Source organism: Caballeronia sp. LZ034LL (assembly GCF_031451215.1).
In the GTDB taxonomy this organism is placed as follows: domain Bacteria; phylum Pseudomonadota; class Gammaproteobacteria; order Burkholderiales; family Burkholderiaceae; genus Caballeronia.
The window spans coordinates 1,280,845-1,297,895 of sequence record NZ_JARUXR010000001.1 but is presented as its reverse complement, the minus strand read 5'-3'; the positions used below and the strand labels follow the sequence as shown (position 1 = coordinate 1,297,895).

At 64.8% G+C, this 17,051-nt stretch carries 14 protein-coding genes; 7 read left to right on the top strand and 7 right to left on the bottom strand.

Features of this window, described 5'->3' with window-relative positions; all coding sequences use genetic code 11:
- Positions 1 to 29: 29 nt before the first annotated feature.
- Positions 30 to 2,621, bottom strand: a complete 2,592-nt coding sequence (locus QCE83_RS05965; RefSeq protein ID WP_309808139.1) for a penicillin-binding protein 1A — start codon at positions 2,619 to 2,621, stop codon at positions 30 to 32.
- 380 nt (positions 2,622 to 3,001) lie between these two features.
- Between QCE83_RS05965 and QCE83_RS05960 the strand changes: the two genes are divergently transcribed.
- The 3 genes from QCE83_RS05960 (at position 3,002) to QCE83_RS05950 (ending at position 5,885) form a co-directional block, all read left to right on the top strand.
- Complete coding sequence (locus tag QCE83_RS05960; RefSeq protein ID WP_309808138.1) at positions 3,002 to 3,562, top strand: plasmid mobilization protein; 561 nt, start codon at positions 3,002 to 3,004, stop codon at positions 3,560 to 3,562.
- 266 nt (positions 3,563 to 3,828) lie between these two features.
- Positions 3,829 to 4,509, top strand: coding sequence for a PspA/IM30 family protein (locus QCE83_RS05955; RefSeq protein WP_309808137.1), 681 nt, complete (start codon positions 3,829 to 3,831; stop codon positions 4,507 to 4,509).
- A 173-nt stretch (positions 4,510 to 4,682) separates the two neighbouring features.
- Entirely contained in the window at positions 4,683 to 5,885 is a 1,203-nt protein-coding gene (locus QCE83_RS05950; protein ID WP_309808136.1) for a tetratricopeptide repeat protein, read from the top strand.
- 70 nt (positions 5,886 to 5,955) lie between these two features.
- Here the strand turns inward: QCE83_RS05950 and QCE83_RS05945 are convergent, their stop codons facing one another.
- On the bottom strand, positions 5,956 to 6,078 hold the full coding sequence (locus tag QCE83_RS05945; RefSeq protein WP_309808134.1) for a hypothetical protein: 123 nt from the start codon (positions 6,076 to 6,078) through the stop codon (positions 5,956 to 5,958).
- A gap of 160 nt (positions 6,079 to 6,238) precedes the next feature.
- Positions 6,239 to 8,449: a glycogen debranching protein GlgX gene (glgX, locus tag QCE83_RS05940; protein ID WP_309808133.1), complete on the bottom strand. Its 2,211-nt coding sequence runs from the start codon at positions 8,447 to 8,449 to the stop codon at positions 6,239 to 6,241.
- Positions 8,450 to 8,739: 290 nt separating this feature from the next.
- Here glgX and QCE83_RS05935 point away from each other — a divergent pair, with 290 nt between their 5' ends.
- The 4 genes from QCE83_RS05935 (at position 8,740) to QCE83_RS05920 (ending at position 12,069) form a co-directional block, all read left to right on the top strand.
- Positions 8,740 to 10,125 (top strand): DUF2252 domain-containing protein, encoded by a 1,386-nt coding sequence (locus tag QCE83_RS05935; protein ID WP_309808132.1) that lies wholly within the window; start codon positions 8,740 to 8,742, stop codon positions 10,123 to 10,125.
- Positions 10,126 to 10,308: 183 nt separating this feature from the next.
- Positions 10,309 to 10,752 (top strand): large conductance mechanosensitive channel protein MscL, encoded by a 444-nt coding sequence (gene mscL / locus QCE83_RS05930; RefSeq protein ID WP_309808131.1) that lies wholly within the window; start codon positions 10,309 to 10,311, stop codon positions 10,750 to 10,752.
- A 366-nt stretch (positions 10,753 to 11,118) separates the two neighbouring features.
- The gene (locus QCE83_RS05925) at positions 11,119 to 11,610 is read left to right on the top strand and encodes a hypothetical protein (protein ID WP_309808130.1); all 492 of its coding nucleotides are present in this window, start codon (positions 11,119 to 11,121) and stop codon (positions 11,608 to 11,610) included.
- 249 nt (positions 11,611 to 11,859) lie between these two features.
- Positions 11,860 to 12,069 (top strand): dodecin, encoded by a 210-nt coding sequence (locus tag QCE83_RS05920; protein ID WP_309808128.1) that lies wholly within the window; start codon positions 11,860 to 11,862, stop codon positions 12,067 to 12,069.
- A 98-nt stretch (positions 12,070 to 12,167) separates the two neighbouring features.
- Here the strand turns inward: QCE83_RS05920 and QCE83_RS05915 are convergent, their stop codons facing one another.
- The 4 genes from QCE83_RS05915 to QCE83_RS05900 form a co-directional block, all read right to left on the bottom strand.
- Positions 12,168 to 13,253 carry a BMP family ABC transporter substrate-binding protein gene (locus QCE83_RS05915; RefSeq protein ID WP_309808127.1) on the bottom strand — a complete coding sequence of 362 codons (1,086 nt, stop codon included), beginning with the start codon at positions 13,251 to 13,253 and terminating at the stop codon, positions 12,168 to 12,170.
- Between the two features lie 102 nt (positions 13,254 to 13,355).
- Entirely contained in the window at positions 13,356 to 14,285 is a 930-nt protein-coding gene (locus QCE83_RS05910) for an ABC transporter permease (RefSeq protein WP_309808126.1), read from the bottom strand.
- Positions 14,286 to 14,300: 15 nt separating this feature from the next.
- A complete protein-coding gene (locus QCE83_RS05905; RefSeq protein ID WP_309808125.1) occupies positions 14,301 to 15,404 on the bottom strand; it encodes an ABC transporter permease in 1,104 nt (367 codons plus the stop codon).
- Between the two features lie 7 nt (positions 15,405 to 15,411).
- Positions 15,412 to 16,983: an ABC transporter ATP-binding protein gene (locus QCE83_RS05900; RefSeq protein WP_309808124.1), complete on the bottom strand. Its 1,572-nt coding sequence runs from the start codon at positions 16,981 to 16,983 to the stop codon at positions 15,412 to 15,414.
- Between the last annotated feature and the right edge of the window lie 68 nt (positions 16,984 to 17,051).

Genomic DNA, 17,051 nt, shown 5'->3' with positions numbered 1-17,051 from the left:
GCCACGCAGCGTTTGAATAGCAGCAATGCCTACGGCTTGCTGAACATGTCCATGATCTGCTTGCGCTCGTCGGTGGTGACTTGCGGCGGCGGCGGCGCCTGCATGCCTGCCGGACCGACACCGCCCATGGTGGTCGCATCGCCGGCCATCGGATTGGTGTTGTCGAGACCGACGCTCGCGACGAAGCCCATGCCCGGCGTCCGATCGGCATAGAACAACTCGCCGTCGACCGTGGTGATGCCGTCCGGCTGGGTCATCTCCTGCTGCGGAATGCCGCGCAACGCGCGCCCCATGTACTCGACCCAGATCGGCAACGCCAGCTGCGCGCCGAACTCGCGGCTGCCGAGCGTCTTCGGCTGGTCATAGCCCATCCATGCCACCGCGACCAGCTGCTTCTGATAGCCCGCGAACCAGCCATCCTTCGCATCGTTGGTCGTGCCGGTCTTGCCTTGCAGGTCATTGCGCTTCAGCACGTTGGTGCCCGCGCCCGTGCCCTGCGTCGCCACCGTGTGCAGCAGGCTGTTCATGATGTAGGCGTTGCGCGGCTCCAGCGTCTGCGGCGCATTGCTGCCCGCCGTCAACGGGTTGGCGCGCGAGATGACGGCGCCGCGCGCGTCGTCGACTTCGCCGATCAGATACGGATTGATGCGATAGCCGCCGTTCGCGAACACCGAATACGCGCCGGACAGTTGCAGCGGCGTGACCAGACCCGCGCCGAGCGCGAGCGGCAGGTACGGCGGCGTCTTGTCCTTGTCGAAGCCGAAGTTCTTCGTGACGAAGTCCTGCGCGTAGTTCGTGCCGATATACGACAGGATGCGGATCGACACCAGATTCTTCGACTTCTGCAAGCCGGTGCGCATCGACATCGGGCCATCGGGCTGGTCGTCGTCCTTCGGCTCCCACGGATCACCGCCATTGGTCGCCGGGAAGAACAATGGCGCGTCGTTGATGATGGTCGCCGGCCCGAGCCCCTTGTCGAGCGCCGCCGAATAGATGAACGGCTTGAAGCTCGAACCCGGCTGGCGCCAGGCCTGCGTCACGTGGTTGAACTTGTTCTTGTTGAAGTCGAAGCCGCCGACCAGCGCGCGGATCGCGCCGTCCTGCGGCACCATCGACACCAGCGCGCCTTCGACCTGCGGCAGCTGCGTGATCTGCCAGCCGCCCTTCTCCTTGTCGTCGCGCGTCAGGCGCACGATCGAACCCGGCTTGATGGCCAGCGCCTTCGACGCATTGCTGCGCAGCGCGGCCGCGACGAAGCGCAGGGCATCGCCGGACAGCGTCGCGGTATCGCCGCCGACGAACTGCGCCGTCACCTGCTTCGGGCTCGCCGATGTCACCACGGCGGACACGAGTTCGCCGTTGTCCGGGTGATCGACGAGCGCGTCCTCGATGGCCTCGGCGCGATCGTCCGCATTCGACGGCAGGTTGATGTTGCCTTCCGGACCGCGATAGCCGTGACGGCGCTCATAGTCCATCACGCCCTTGCGCACGGCCTTGTAGGCGGCGTCCTGATCGGCGGAATCGATGGTCGTGACCACCGTCAGGCCGCGCGTGTAGGTTTCTTCCTTGTACTGCGCGTACATCATCTGCCGCACCATCTCCGCGACGTACTCGGCATGCACGCCGTACTCGGTGCCGGCGGACTTCGTGTGGATCTCTTCGGCGGCGGCCTGGTCGTACTGCTCGCGCGTGATGAAGTTCAGGTCCAGCATGCGCTTCAGGATGTACTGCTGGCGCACCTTCGCGCGCTTCGGATTCACCACCGGGTTGTACGCCGAAGGCGCCTTCGGCAGGCCCGCGAGCATCGCCGCTTCGGCGAGCGAGATGTCCTTCAGGTCCTTGCCGAAGTACACGCGCGCCGCCGCCGAGAAGCCATAGGCGCGCTCGCCCAGATAAATCTGATTCATGTACAGCTCGAGAATCTGATCCTTGCTCAAGGCACGCTCGATCTTGTACGCGAGCAGCATCTCGTAGACCTTGCGGGTGTAGGTCTTTTCGCTCGAGAGGAAGAAGTTGCGCGCCACCTGCATCGTGATCGTGCTCGCGCCCTGCGACGCGCCGCCGTGCATCAGGTCGGCGACACCCGCCCGCAGGATGCCGACGAAGTCGACCCCGCCGTGATCGTAGAAGCGGTAATCCTCGATCGCGAGCACCGCCTTCTTCATCTGGTCGGGGATATCCTGGAAGCGCACGAGGCTGCGGCGTTCCTCGCCGAATTCGCCGATCAGCACGTGGTCCGCGGTGTAGACGCGCAGCGGCACTTTCGGGCGGTAGTCGATCAGCGCATTCAGCGACGGCAGGTTCGGCTCCATGACGACGAGCGCATAGCCGACGATGAGTCCGCCCACCACGGCGCCCAGCGCCACGAGGCCGGCGAACCAGAGCCCGATGCGCGCCAGCACGGAGCGGCCGCCACGGCCGCCTCCGCCGTTCCTGCAGTTGCGGTCATTGCGGCCGTTGCCGCCGCCACGGCGGCCGCCGCCGCCGCCGTCACCGCCGCCGCGGCCATTGCGGCTGCCGGCGTCGGAGTCGTTGCGTGCCTGGTTGCGTGATTCGTTCCAGCTGGGTTCGCGATCGTGTCGCGTGGAATTCGATGAGTCGGGTCGTTTGATGATAGGCATGACTGGGTTCGTTCGGCGTGCGCCGGAGGCGCGCGCTGCGCCGCTGCACTGCTGTGCGGGCGCGACTGCAAAGACGGGCGAGCGAATGAGCGGGCCGGTGTCGACCGAGGGTAACAGCGCATTTTAAAGAATTCACGCGCGTCACCCCAAAACCGTACGGATTTTTTTGTAAGCGAGTGCGCGGATGGATGCGCACGGCGCCCGTCACCGCACTTGTGTTGGGTTACCCACAGAGCCTGCGAACAGAATTGTGGACAACTGTATGAGAATATAGGCAAGTGTTTGAACGCACGGCAGTTTCGGCACGTGCTCAAAGCGTGGCCAGCGAGCGGCGGCGCACCGCCCTCGAGCCCACGTCCGCGCGCAAACCGATATGATGGATGCATGGATTGCAGGTTCCCGGCTCGCTATGCGCGAACCCTGCGGTAAAGATGTCGTGCCGTTTGATGAACCGAAGTTGCGATTCGTCCCGCCCGTTGTCCGGTTACGATCGCCTTACTGTTTGCGAGCCGCTCATGTCGACCAAACCCAGCGAACGCATCGTTGTCTTTGTCACTCCCGCGCAGAAGCTGGCCATCAGCAAGACAGCGGATACGCTCGGCATCAGCGTGAGCGAACTCATGCGCCGCGCCGTGCTGAACTTCAACGCCACCAGTGAGCAGATCAAGGCGGCCGGCATCGTCGACCGTCTGCGCGCCCCGAAGGCGCCCGATCCGCTCGATGTCGCGCTGAAGAGCGTCGCCGCCAAGGCCGCCGCCCGCGAGGCGCGCGAAGCGGCGGCGAGCGCCACCAAGCGTGCTGCCCTGACGCCCCGGGTTCGGCCCGAACCGCCTGGCGCCGGCGCCACGACCCCGCACACGGCCGACTCCCTCAACGAAGACAACTCGATCGGTACAGGCGAAGACGCCTCGCTCACCGATGGCTCGCGCTCCGGTCATTGAGGCCGTCTCGCCTCCGTACCAGCCTCGACGCGTCAGTCGTTACACTCCTTAACGTCAGGTTAAGGTCGGATTAAGCCCGGGCGTGCTCTAATGGGCGGATCAACCCGACGCACTCGCACACTCGCGCGAAGCATCACCGGAAGTTTTTCTCGAACCACGCTTGCAATCCCGCACCTTGCCCTTCACCTACGCGCCGCGCACGCCTGCTGAACGTGCACAGGGCCACGCGGCGCGGGCGAGCCGCAGTCTTCATCCAGGAGAAATACATGTCGCTTTTCGATTCGATCACCCGCACGGTCAAGGGTCTCTTGAACGACGCCGCCGACACCATGCAGGACCCGTCGCGTGATGCGCGCCAGATCGTGCGCGAGCTCGACGACAGCATTGCGAAGGCGGAAAACTCGCTCATCGAGATCGAGGCGCAGGTCGCGACGCAGCAAAGCAAGCGCGACGCCGCCGCCGACAAGGCGAAGAAGTACGAGGACGGCGCCCGCCGCGCGCTGCAATCCGGCGACGAAAGCCTGGCGCGTGAAGCACTCGCGGCGCAGGCCAACGCCGAAACCGAACGCGACGCACTCGCCGCTGAACTTCAGACGCTGGAGCCGTCAGTCGAGCATCTGAAGACGCAGATCGCCGACATGCGTCAACGTCGCAACGATCTCAACGCGCGTTCAAACATCCTCCAGGCGAAGCAGCAGATCGCGCAGGCGAAGGACACCGCGGCCACGGCGCTGGGCGGAATCGGCGGAAAGAATCTTTCCGAAGACTTTCAGAAACTCGAAGACAAGATCCAGCTGGCCAACGCCCGCTCCGACGCGCGTCTGAATTCGGCCGACCAGAAATCCGGCAAGGCCCTCGATGACAAGCTCGCCGCGCTCAATCGTGGCCCGTCGGTGGAAGACCGCCTCGAAGCGCTGAAGAAGCAGGTCAATCCGCCGGCGCAGTAATTGCGAGACGCATGCAGGTGCAGTTGAATCGTCTGGCGCGCCGCGAACTCACCGCTTCGCGACGCGTCAGAGCGTGATGCGCTATCTTGAGCAGGACACTGAGCAGGACCTTTGAGCAGGACATGTTTGCAGCTTTGAAAGGAGACGGACGTTTATCGCGTCCGGCCCGCCTCATGAAAAAGTTTTTGACGGCCCTCGCCTTGTCGCTGTCGCTGGCTTCGCCGCTCGCGTTCGCCGTACCGACGGTGCAGCAGGTCGAGCAATCGATGACGCAGGGCAACTGGCAGAAAGCCGACTCGCAGTTGAGCGAAGTGCTCGACGCCCATCCGAAGAATGCCCACGCGCATTATCTGTATGCGCAGGTGCTGGATCGCGAAGGACGCTACAGCGATGCGTTGTCGCATCTGCAACAGGCCAAGGCGATCGATCCTTCGCTGAGCTTCACCGACCCGTCGCGCTTCGCGGCCACCCAGGCACGCATTCAGGCCGATTCGACACGCGCGAACATCTCGCCGCGCTCGGACAACGGCGCGAACACGACGGCGGTGCGCAATCCGTTCAACCAGGACCAGGCCGGCGCGGCCGCGCCGCAGAAGCACGGTATCGGCATGGGTGCGTGGATCGGCTTCGCGGTGCTGATTGCCGCCATCGCGCTGGTGCTGCGCTGGGGCTTGCGGCGCGCGCGGGCACGCGACGACGGCCAGGCCGAAACCGACCGCCGCGGGCAACTGAAGCGCGCCACCGACCTCCTCAACGAAGTGCGCTCGCTCAAGCTCGATGTGCGGCTCTCGACCGCGCCGGGGCATGAGGCGCTGCTGAAGGACGTCGAAGGCGCGGAAGCGCAGTTGCGCGACACCGTCGAGTCGCTGACGAACGCGAAGAATCCGGTGCCGCCGTATGCCATCGAGGATCTGGAGAATCAGGTCGCGAGCCTCAAGGCGCGCGCCGAAGGCCGCCCGGACCCGGCCGCCGCTGCGCAGGCCGGCGCGCCGAACGCGTCGCCGTATGCACAGGAAGCCGAGCGCTTCGGCCGCGGCCAGCAGCCGCCTTATCCGCAACAGCAAGGACCCTATCCGCCGCAGCAAGGGCAGCCGCCCGTCATCATCCAGCAAGGCGGCGGCGGATTCGGCGGCGGCATGGGCGGCTTGTTGACCGGCGTACTGCTGGGCGAGGCGCTGTCGCACGGACGCGATCGTGTGATCGAGCGCGATGTGCCGGTCGATCGTCCGACGCAGAACGACAACGGCGGTCTCGACTTCGGCAACAACGGCGGTGGTGGCGGCCTCGACTTCGGCAACGGCTCCAACGACTGGAGCGACGGCGGCGGCGGTGGCATGGATCTCGGCAACAACGACGACGGCTGGCGCGACACCTGATCCGCTTTACCTGCACACGCCAAGGCCCCGCACGCGGGGCCTTTTTGTTGAGCGCGATAAGCAAGTACGCTCAGCCGCCTCCGCCGAGAAAGCGCAGCAGGCCCCACAGGAACTTGAAGAAGCCGACGACGAACGCCCAGATCCGTTCGAGCTGATCCCAGTTCGCGAGATAGAGCAGCGTTCGCAGCATCATGCGGCGGGCGCGGCGCGGCTGAAAATGCGCGCGCGGTCAGGCAAGGTTGAAGCGGCCATCGGCGAAATCGGAGAAAAAAGAAGGCGGCTCGCGCCGCCTTCGATTGCCATCGCAAAGATCGCATGATACCGCCCCGCCGATCAGCGACTCATCTGCCGCCTTACTGATCCGTCGGCTTCGACTCGTCCTGCGGCGGGATTTCATCCGTCAGCGCTTCTTCCAGGCGCTTGAAGATGCGTCGCGTCGCGCCGCGCGGCTGAAGCGCGAACAGCAGAAGCGAGCGGCCCGTCACCTGGTAGACATCGTCGGAACCGAACACCGGCAGTTCCTCGCGGACCGGCGCATTGGTGTCGATCAGACAGATCCACTCGTCCGGTCCCGGAATGTCCGGCAGCGTGAAGTCGACGACATCGTGGTACGAATTCACGATCAGCAGCAAGGTCGCATCCGACGCCGGCTTGCGAATGCCCGTCGCCTGCGCGCGCCCGTCCATCACCACGCCGAAGCAGCGCATGTTCGGATCGTCCCATTGCTCCTGCGTCAGCTCGTCGCTGCTAGGGCTGAGCCACCGGACATCCGCGACCTGCAGATCCTCGCGATATTCGCCCGTCAGGAAACGTTGCCGGCGCAGCACCGGCAGCGTATGCCGCAAGGTCGTCAGCTTGCGCACGAACTCGGTGAGCGCGAGACCGTTCTCATCGATGTCCCAGTTCACCCAGCTGATGTCGTTGTCCTGGCAATACGCATTGTTGTTGCCCTGCTGCGTACGGCCGAACTCGTCGCCGGCCAGCAGCATTGGCGTCCCTTGGGAAAACAGCAGCGTCGCCAGCAGGTTGCGCTTCTGGCGCTCGCGCAGCGTGCGGATCTCGGCATCGTCGGTCGGGCCTTCGGCGCCGCAGTTCCACGACTTGTTATCCGAATGGCCGTCCTTGTTGTCTTCGCCGTTCGCCTCGTTGTGCTTGTCGTTGTAGGAGACGAGATCGTTCAGCGTGAAACCGTCGTGCGCCGTGATGAAGTTCACGCTCGCCCACGGGCGCCGGCCGCGCTTGTTGAACTTGTCGCCGGACGCGGTCATGCGCGTCGCCAGCTCGGGCGCTTCGCCTTCGTCACCCTTCCAGAAGGCGCGCACCGTGTCGCGATAGCGATCGTTCCACTCGGCCCAGCCCGGCGGAAAACCCCCGACCTGATAGCCGCCCGGGCCGCAATCCCACGGCTCGGCGATCAGCTTGACGCTGGACAGAATCGGATCCTGACGGCAGCTGTCAAGGAACCCGCCGCCTTCGTCGAAGCCGTAGGGCTCGCGGCCGAGAATCGTCGCGAGGTCGAAGCGGAAGCCGTCGACATTCATCTCCGTGACCCAGTAGCGCAGGCTGTCGGTGACCATCTGCAGCACGCGCGGATGCGACAGGTTCAGCGTGTTGCCGGTGCCGGTATCGTTGATGTAATAGCGCGACTCTTCCGGCATCAGGCGGTAGTACGACGCGTTGTCGATGCCGCGGAACGACAGCGTCGGGCCGCGCTCGTTGCCTTCCGCCGTGTGGTTGTAGACCACGTCGAGAATCACTTCGAGACCGGCTTCGTGCAGGCGGTCCACCATCTCCTTGAATTCGGCGACGACGCCCGCGCCGCGCGCGAAGTAACGCGGGTCCGCCGCGAAGAAGCCGATCGTGTTGTAGCCCCAGTAGTTCGTCAGGCCCTTGTCGGTGAGATGGCTGTCGTTGACGAACGCGTGGATCGGCAGCAGTTCGACCGACGTCACGCCAAGGCTCTTGATGTACTCCACCACTTCCTTCTGGCCGAGGCCTTCGAAGGTGCCGCGCAGGTGCTCGGGCACCGCCGGATGGCGCTTCGTGAAGCCGCGCACGTGGGTTTCGTAGAAGATCGTGTGTTCCCAGGGCACGCGCACGCGGGTGGCGTGGGTCCAGGAGAAGCTCTGGTCGACGACCTGGCACTTCGGCATGAAGGGCGCGCTGTCGCGTTCGTCGAAGGTGAGATCGTCGCCTTCGGCGAGCAGCGTATAGCCGAACACGGCCGGGTCCCATTTCAGCTCGCCGACATGCGCCTTCGCGTACGGGTCGAGCAGCAGCTTGTTCGGGTTGAAGCGATGGCCGGCTTCCGGCTCGTAAGGACCATGCACGCGGTAGCCATAGACGGCGCCGGGCTTGAGGTCGGGGATATAGACGTGCCAGACTTCGTCGGTGTATTCGGGCAGTTCGATGCGCTGCAGTTCCTGTTCGCCCTTATCGTCGAACAGGCACAGGTCGACCCGGGTGGCGTTCGCGGAAAACAGCGCGAAGTTGACGCCGTTACCGTCCCAGGTGGCGCCGAGCGGAAACGGGGAGCCTTCGGCAATGCGGTATTCGTTCGGCATGAGATGATCGGATTCGAGTAGTGACGCGCGCGGCGTCGGGATCGTACGGTGTGTGCTGCGTGCATTGCGGACGTGTAAGGCGGATCGAAAAGAGCATTTTGCGTGCCCATGAAACAGCGCGGCGCGCGCCTTGCTCGCGCTTCCCAAGCCGTTGATGAGTTGCGTGCTCGTGTGCGACGCCGTCCACCCGACGCGTACAGCGTGTAAAACGTGCCTGTCCATGACGCCTTTGTCCGCCTGCCGCATCTGCCCGAGGCTCCATCGCATTCAAGTCCCAAGGAGAATCTGCCTTGTCCACGCGCCCTGGTTCCACCCCGACGAATCCCCAGGCCGGCGGCACGGCCGAAGCCAGTCGCGCCGCCGGGCGCGCCCTGCGCGACGCGGTGCCGTTCGAGCAGCACGCCGCATGGCAGCCCGACTCCGCTCGGCCCGATCCCGTCGAGCGCGTCCTCGCGGGCAACGCCGGCCGGCAGGAGCGGCTCATTCCGCTGCGCATGCAGCGCATGGCGGAGTCACCGTTCGCATTCCTGCGCGGCTCCGCCACCGTGATGGCCTGGGACCTGGCGAAGTCGCCTTCGATCGGACACAACGTCATCATCGACGGCGACGCCCATATCAATAATTTCGGCCTTTTCCGCACGCCGCGTCAGGACGTGGTGTTCGATCTGAACGACTTCGACGAGACACTCGTCGGACCGTGGGAATGGGACCTGAAGCGCCTGACTGCGAGCATCAATGTCGCGGCGCGCGAGAACGGCGTGGACGCGGCCGGACGCGAGCGCGCGGTGCGGTCCGCGTGCGCGGGCTATCGCACGACCATGGCGACGCTCTGGCAGGTGAATCCGTACGATCTCTGGCAGATGCGCAGCTATGCGAGCGCCCTGCACATGGATGCGCCGACCCGGCTCGACGCCGAGGAGAAAGCCACCATCGAGAAGACCGTCGAGCGCGCGATGAAGCGTTCGCACGCGACCATGCTTGCGAAGGTCGCCGAGCCGGTGGGCAAAGGCTATCGCTTCAAGGTGGATCCGCCGATCCTCACGCAACTCGACGCCGCCGAGAAAAATCATGTGATCGATGGCCTGAAGGCCTATCTGCAGACCATCGCGGGCGAGTGGCGCATGATGCTCGAACGCTACGATGTCGCGGATGTCGCGCACCGGGTGGTCGGCGTGGGCAGCGTCGGCACGCGCGCCTACCTTGTGCTGATGCTCGGCCGCGCGCTCGGCGATCCGCTGTTCGTGCAGGTGAAGGAAGGCATCGTGCCGGCCGCCGCGCCGTTCGTGCCGCCGCTGGACGAACCGTATCAGCATCAGGGACGGCGTGTCGTGCACGGTCAGCGGCTGATGCAGAGTTCGTCCGACGCGCTGCTCGGCTGGACCACGATTTCCGGCCGCGACTTCTACGTACGCCAGATGAAGCAGATTCGCGGCTCGATTCCGGTTGACTGGCTGCACGGCGCCACCTTCGATTTCTACGCCTGGTGCCTCGGCATGCTGCTCGCGCGCGCCCACGCCCGCACCGGCGATGCTGCGCTCATCGCCGGCTATTGCGGCAGTTCGGACAGGCTCGATGCCGCCTATGCGACCTGGGCCGAGCGCTATGGCGCGCAGACCGTCGCCGATCACGCCACGTTCTGCGCAGCGATCAGCCAGGGACGCGTGCCGGCGAAGTAAGGCCCGTGCATCACAGGATGGAATGACGGTGCGCGGGCGGCTCGCGGTCGAATTGACTATCATGGACGCTGTCCACGCCGCAATGCCCGACGCGGCGCGGCTCGCCGGCGTTTCAATGGCATAGCCCTTGCTGCCGCCCTACCCCGATTCATCGTTTCGAACTTCAACTGGAGGAAGCCGCGCATGAGCATGATCGAAGAATTCAAGAACTTCGCCCTGAAGGGCAACGTCATGGACCTCGCGGTCGGCGTCATCATCGGCGGCGCATTTTCGACGATCGTCAACTCCGTCGTGAAAGACCTGATCATGCCGGTGGTCGGCCTCGCCACCGGCGGCCTCGACTTTTCCAATCTGTTCATCAAACTCGGGCCCATACCCCCAACCTTCAAAGGCAACCCGGATTCGTACAAGGACCTGCAGACCGCGGGCGTGGCCGTGTTCGGCTATGGCTCGTTCATCACGGTGCTGATTAACTTCATCATCCTCGCGTTCATCATCTTTCTGATGGTCAAGTTCATCAACAACCTGCGCAAGCCCACCGAAGCCGCGCCGCCGCCGTCCACGCCGGAAGACGTGCTGCTGCTGCGCGAAATTCGCGACGAACTGAAGAACGCGCCGCGCGTCTAGTCGGCCAATCCGTCGGGATTTTCAGGAACCCGCGCGGCGTGCGCGGGTCTCCATCCACAGTAGCCCACTTACGTGGGCGTCCCGTGGGTGTCCATTAGTGCGCCCTGCCGCTTTTTTCTTTACGAAAGCTGTTCTTGCGGGCAGGAGCGGGACTATTATTGGGATTAGATGCTCAGAGGGATGCCCAGATGGATGCCAAGCGGGCCGCCAATCGGTCAACGGCATGAATCGTGCGCCAGGATCGTGCAATCAGGCAGGAGACCGTGCAAATCGCCGGTCGTGATCCTTGGCCCGAATCACCGTGACCTATTCACATCGATGCGCTATAAAAGATCGACGTGCGGCGCGCAAGACGGGAGTGGCCGCATGAGGACGCTGCGTTTCTTGCAATTCTTTTTCAGGCGAGTTTTTATGTCCTTCCCGAAAAAGCGTAGACGCGTGAAAGCCGACGGCGACGAGTCATTTCTCGCCGTGCTCCGGCATTTCAGGCCTTTCGGTCAGCTAGACACCAAGATCGCGCGCGCTCGTGCGCAGGACGAACCGGTGCTCTACGCCCATGTATTGCCCGGACTCGATGTCCTTCTATGCAGCGTGCGCGGCGCCCAGCCGCCTTATCCGGCCATCGACGAACTGCACCGGCGCTGTGTCGAATCCATCACCAATGCGCTCGAACAGCCGCTCGACGGACTCGAGAACGGCGGCTACTGGTATGAAGCCAACGGCTTCGGCTTCCTGGTTTTCGCAAGCCGCGCCCGTACCCAGATCCTGAACGACTTCGGCGCGACCGTCTCGGCGCGCAGGCGGCGCGGCGCGCGCCGGCAGGATGCGGGCGACGCCGCCTCACGTCCGCTGCGCTGAAGCGCTCAGAATTTTTCGTAGCGCAACGCATGAATCGATCGGGCCTCCCTGCGAGGCCCGATGCGTTCATGACCCTGGCTCGGGCGCGTCCTCGCACAAACCCCGACTATTCCCGCACGCCTGCATGCTCTCTAATGAAAGCCGCGCGCCGCCACAGGCAATGGCGCGCGCCTTGCTGCAACGACATTGCAAGCTTCTCGCGACGCCACCGGCCATTCGCGCCGCCCATCATCAAGAACGGAGAACACCATGTCGGAACACGTCTACAAGCAGATCGAACTCACCGGTTCCTCGCCCCAGTCCAGCGACGACGCCGTGCGCGTCGCGCTGGCCAAAGCCTCGAAGACGCTGCGCAACATTCACTGGTTCGAAGTCACGGAAACGCGCGGCCACGTGGAGGACGGCAAGGTCGCGCACTGGCAGGTGACGCTCAAGGTCGGCATCCGTCTCGAGGATTGACACGTTCACACGCCGATTGACAAAAGCCGCGCTTCGTTTCGCAACGAAGCGCGGCTTTTGTCTTGATGGCGGCCCGATAGACCGCCTCGCCAGCATCCTTACTTCGGCAGCGAACCGTCCACGCCTTCGACGTACCAGTTGATGCGTTGCAGTTCCGGATCCGTCAGCGTCTTGCCGGCCGGCACCTTCTCCGCGCCCGACTGATCCTTGATCGGACCGCTGAACACATCCCACTTGCCGCCATGCAGTTCGTCACGCTTCGCGGCGACGGCCTGCACCGCCTTCGCGGGAATCACGCCCGTGTTCAGGTCTTCGAGATCCACGGCCTTCTGCGGGATGCCGAGCCACACCGGATCGTTCTTCCACTTGCCGTCGATCACCTTCTGGATCACGTCGTTGTAATAGACGCCCCAGTGCGCGACCACCGAACCCAGATGCGCGTTCGGACCGAACTTCTTCATGTTCGAATCCCAGCCAAAGGCATACACGTGTTTCTCGGCGGCCGTGTTGAGCGTCGCGTTCGAATCCGTGTTCTGCAACAGCACGTCGGCGCCCTGGCCGATCAGCGTTTCAGCCGCCTGCTTTTCCTTGCCCGGATCGAACCAGCTGTTGATCCAGATGACCTTCGTGTGGATCTTCGGATTCACCGAGCGCGCGCCCAGCGTGTACGCATTGATGTTGCGCACCACTTCCGGAATCGGCACCGAGGCGACGAAGCCAAGCGTGTTGGTCTTAGTCACGTACCCAGCCGCGACGCCCGCGAGATACGCGCCCTGATACATGCGCACGTCATAGGTGCCGAAGTTCTTCGCCTTCTTGAAGCCGGTGGCCGTCAGGAACGTGGTGTCGGGAAAGTCCTTCGCGACCTTCAGCGCGAAATCCTGATAGCCGAAGCTCGTCGCGAAGATCACCTTGTTGCCCTTGTTGGCGAGATCGCGGAACACGCGTTCCGAATCGGCCGATTCCGGCACGTTCTCCACACGCGTGATCTTGATCTTGCTGCCGTACTTGGCCTCGGCTTCCTTGCTGCCCGCGTCGTGTGCGAAGGTCCAGCCGGCATCGCCCGGATTGCCGAGATAGACGAACGCGACGCCCGGCGCATCGGCGGCCTGCGTGCTCATCGCGGCGACGCTGGCCGACAGCGCGACCGTCGCGGCGACGGCCTTGAGCCATGGTTTATTCATTGTGATTCTCCTGGTCGATGTTGTGTGAATCGGTTGTGCGTGTGACAGAGTGTGGTCGGCCAAAAAAACGGACGAAACCGCCGTGCGTGCCGTGACGGGCCGCTAGCTCGCCGCGAAAAACGGCTTGCCCAGCGATGCCGGCGCATTGAGCTTGATGGTGTTCGGGTTGCGCGAGATCAGCACCAGCACGACGATCGTCGCGATATACGGCAGCATCGCGAGGAACTGCGTGGGCACCGGCACGCCGATGGCCTGCGCGTAGAACTGCAGCGCCATTACCGCGCCGAACAGCAGCGCGCCGATCAGCAGGCGTCCCGGCCGCCAGGTCGCGAACACGACGAGCGCGAGTGCGATCCAGCCGCGTCCCGAGGTCAGTTGCTCCTGCCAGACGTGCAGATAGACGATCGAGTAATAGCCGCCCGCGATGCCGGCCATCGCGCCGCCGAACAGCGTCGCGCCGTAGCGCACGCCGACGACCGGAAAGCCCACCGAATGCGCGACCGCCGGCGACTCGCCGACCGAGCGCAGCACGAGTCCCGCGCGCGTCTTGTAGAGGAACCAGCCGATCACCGCGAACATGATGAACGCGAGATAGCCGAGCGGCGTGAGCGAGAACACCGCCGGGCCGAGCACGGGAATGGACGACAGGCCGGGAATCGGCATCACGTCGATGCTCGCGCGCACCGCGGCCGAGGTGTACGGCTTGCCGACATAGGCCGAAAAGCCGATGCCGAAGATCGTCAGCGAGAGGCCCGTGGCGACCTGGTTGGCGAGCATCGTGATGGTGAGAAAGCCGAACAGCAGCGCCATCGCGAGTCCGGCGAACACCGCGGCGACGATGCCGAGCCACGGGCTGCCGGTGAGCGCGGTGACGGCGTAGCCGGTGACGGCGCCCATCAGCATCATGCCTTCCACACCGAGGTTGAGCACGCCCGACTTCTCGGCGACGAGTTCGCCCGCGCCGGCGTACATCAGCGGGATCGCGGCGATGACGGCGCTCGAGGCGAGGTTGCTGGCCTGATTGATATCCATGGTCTTCAACCCTCGTTAAGCGGCGTGATGCGCCGTGCGCCGCGTAATGCGGTAATTCACAAAGAGATCGCAGCCGAGCAGGCAGAACAGCAGCAGGCCCTGGAACACGCCCGCGAGCGCCTGCGGCAGTTGCAGCGAGGTCTGCACGGCTTCGCCGCCGAGATAGAGCAGCGCCATCAGCAGACTCGCGAGCACGATGCCCACCGGATGCAGCCGCCCGACGAACACGACGATGATCGCCGTGAAGCCATAGCCGGGCGACCAGCCCGCCTGCAACTGGCCGATCGGCCCGGCGACCTCGCCCATGCCCGCCAGGCCCGCGAGGCCGCCCGAGAGCATCAACGAGGTCCAGATGGTCTTCTTGTCGGAAAAGCCGGCATAGCGCGCGGCAAGCGGCGCGAGGCCGCCGACGTTCATCCGGAAGCCCGCGAAGCTCTTGCGCATGAAGACCCACACGCAGGGAATCGCGATTGCCGTGAGAAACACCGACGCGTTGATGCGCGTGCCCTTGAGCCACGCCCAATGCCAGTCGCCGTAGAGGCGCGGGAACAGCGCGTCGTCGCCGAACATGGCCGAGATCGGGAAGTTCATGCCGTCCGGATCGCGCCACGGGCCGCTCACCAGATAGATCAGCAACTGGGCCGCGACGTAGGTGAGCATCAGGCTCGTCAGGATTTCGTTGGTGTTGAAACGGCTCTTGAGCAACGCCGGAATCGCCGCCCACAGCATCCCGCCGACCACGCCGCCCACCATCATCAGCGGCAGCGTCCACCAGCCGGAGGCATCGCCGGCATGGATCGCGATCCCGCCCGCGACGATGCCGCCCAGCAGCATCTGCCCTTCCGCGCCAATGTTCCACACGTTCGCGCGATAGCCGACGGCAAGCCCCAGGCCGATCAGGCACAGCGGCGACGCCTTCAGCACGAGTTCCGACCAGCCGTTGACGCTCGACAGCGGTTCGATGAAGAACGCATGCATCGCGCGCAGCGGATCCTGGCCGACGAGGCTGAAAATCAGAAAGCCGATGACGAGCGTCGCGACCGCGGCGACCACCGGCACGGCAAGCTGCATGGCGCGCGACGGCGTCGGGCGCGCTTCGAGTCGATAGGGAAAGATCATCGTTCGCTTACTTCGGGAGTGAATCGAGTTCGGCCGCCTGCGCGCGCTTGCCGTCGAACAGGCCGGCCATGAACAGGCCGATCTCTTCCGCGTTGGTTTCGCTGGTCGGGCGCACCGGCGAGAGCTTGCCGCCCGCGATCACCGCGAGCCGGTCGCAGATGTCGAAGAGTTCTTCCAGTTCCTCGGAGATCACAAGAATCGCGACGCCGCGTGCCGCGAGATCGAGCAGTTGCTGACGGATGAAGCCCGCCGCGCCGACATCGACGCCCCAGGTGGGCTGCGCGACCACCAGTACCTTCGGCTCCTGGAGAATCTCGCGCCCGACGATGAACTTCTGCAGGTTGCCGCCCGACAGGCTCTGCGCGAGCGCGCCGCTGCCGCCGCAGCGCACGTCGAAGGACTGGATGCAGCGGTCCGCGAACGCCTGCACGGCGCCCGAGCGAATCCAGCCGCCGCGCACCATGTTTTCCCTGTGGGCCGTGAGCAGGCCGTTATCCGCAAGCGACATTGCCGGGACCGCGCCGCGTCCGAGCCGCTCTTCCGGCACGAACGCAAAGCCCAGCCGCCGCCGTCCGCCCGCGCTCAGGCGCGCAGCGGGCTTGCCGCAGATCGACACGGCATCGGCGGCAATGTGCTTGTCGCGGATCTCGCCCGAGAGCGCCGCCAGCAGTTCGGCCTGGCCGTTGCCCGACACGCCCGCGATCCCGAAGATCTCGCCCGCGTGCACGGCGAACGAGACGTTGTCGAGCGACGTGCCGAACGGATCCGGGCTCGCCGCCGAGAGGTTCTTCACCGCGAGCCGGATCTCGCCCGGCCGGTGCTCGCGCCGCGTGTAGTCTGGCAGCGAATGGCCGACCATCATCTGCGCGAGCGACGCCGGCGTTTCACGGCGCGGATCGGCATTGCCGGTCACGCGGCCGCCGCGCATCACGGTGGCGTTCTCGCAGAGCGACTGGATTTCGTCGAGCTTGTGGCTGATGTAGAGAATGCTGCAGCCCTCGGACGCGAGCCGGCGCAGCACCTTGAACAGCTTCTGGACGGCCTGCGGCGTGAGCACCGACGTGGGCTCGTCCATGATGAGCAGACGCGGATTCTGCAGCAGGCAGCGCACGATCTCCACGCGCTGCCGTTCGCCGACCGTCAGGCTGTGGACATGGCGCTGCGGATCGACATCGAGCCCATAGTCTTTCGACACCTCGCGAATGCGCTTGCCGAGCGCCTTCATGTCGAACTTGTCGTCGAGCGCGAGCGCGATGTTCTCGCCCACCGTCAGTGTTTCGAACAGCGAGAAATGCTGGAACACCATGCCGATGCCGAGCTTGCGCGCCGCCGCCGGGCTGCCGATTTCGATGGCCTCGCCTTCCCAGCGGATCTCGCCTTCGTCGGGCCGCACGGCGCCGTAGATGATCTTCATCAGCGTGGACTTGCCCGCGCCGTTTTCGCCCAGCACGGCGTGAATTTCACCCGGCATGACGACCAGATTCACGCCGTCGTTCGCCTTGACCGACGGATACTGCTTGCTGATGCCTGACAACGCCAGGCGCGGTGGCGTCGTCGACGATTGGATGGCGTCGCCCATTGAGATCCAGAAATGCGCCCGGCCACCGAGCAGGCCAGGCTGGAAAAAGTTACCGCGAAACCGGCGCG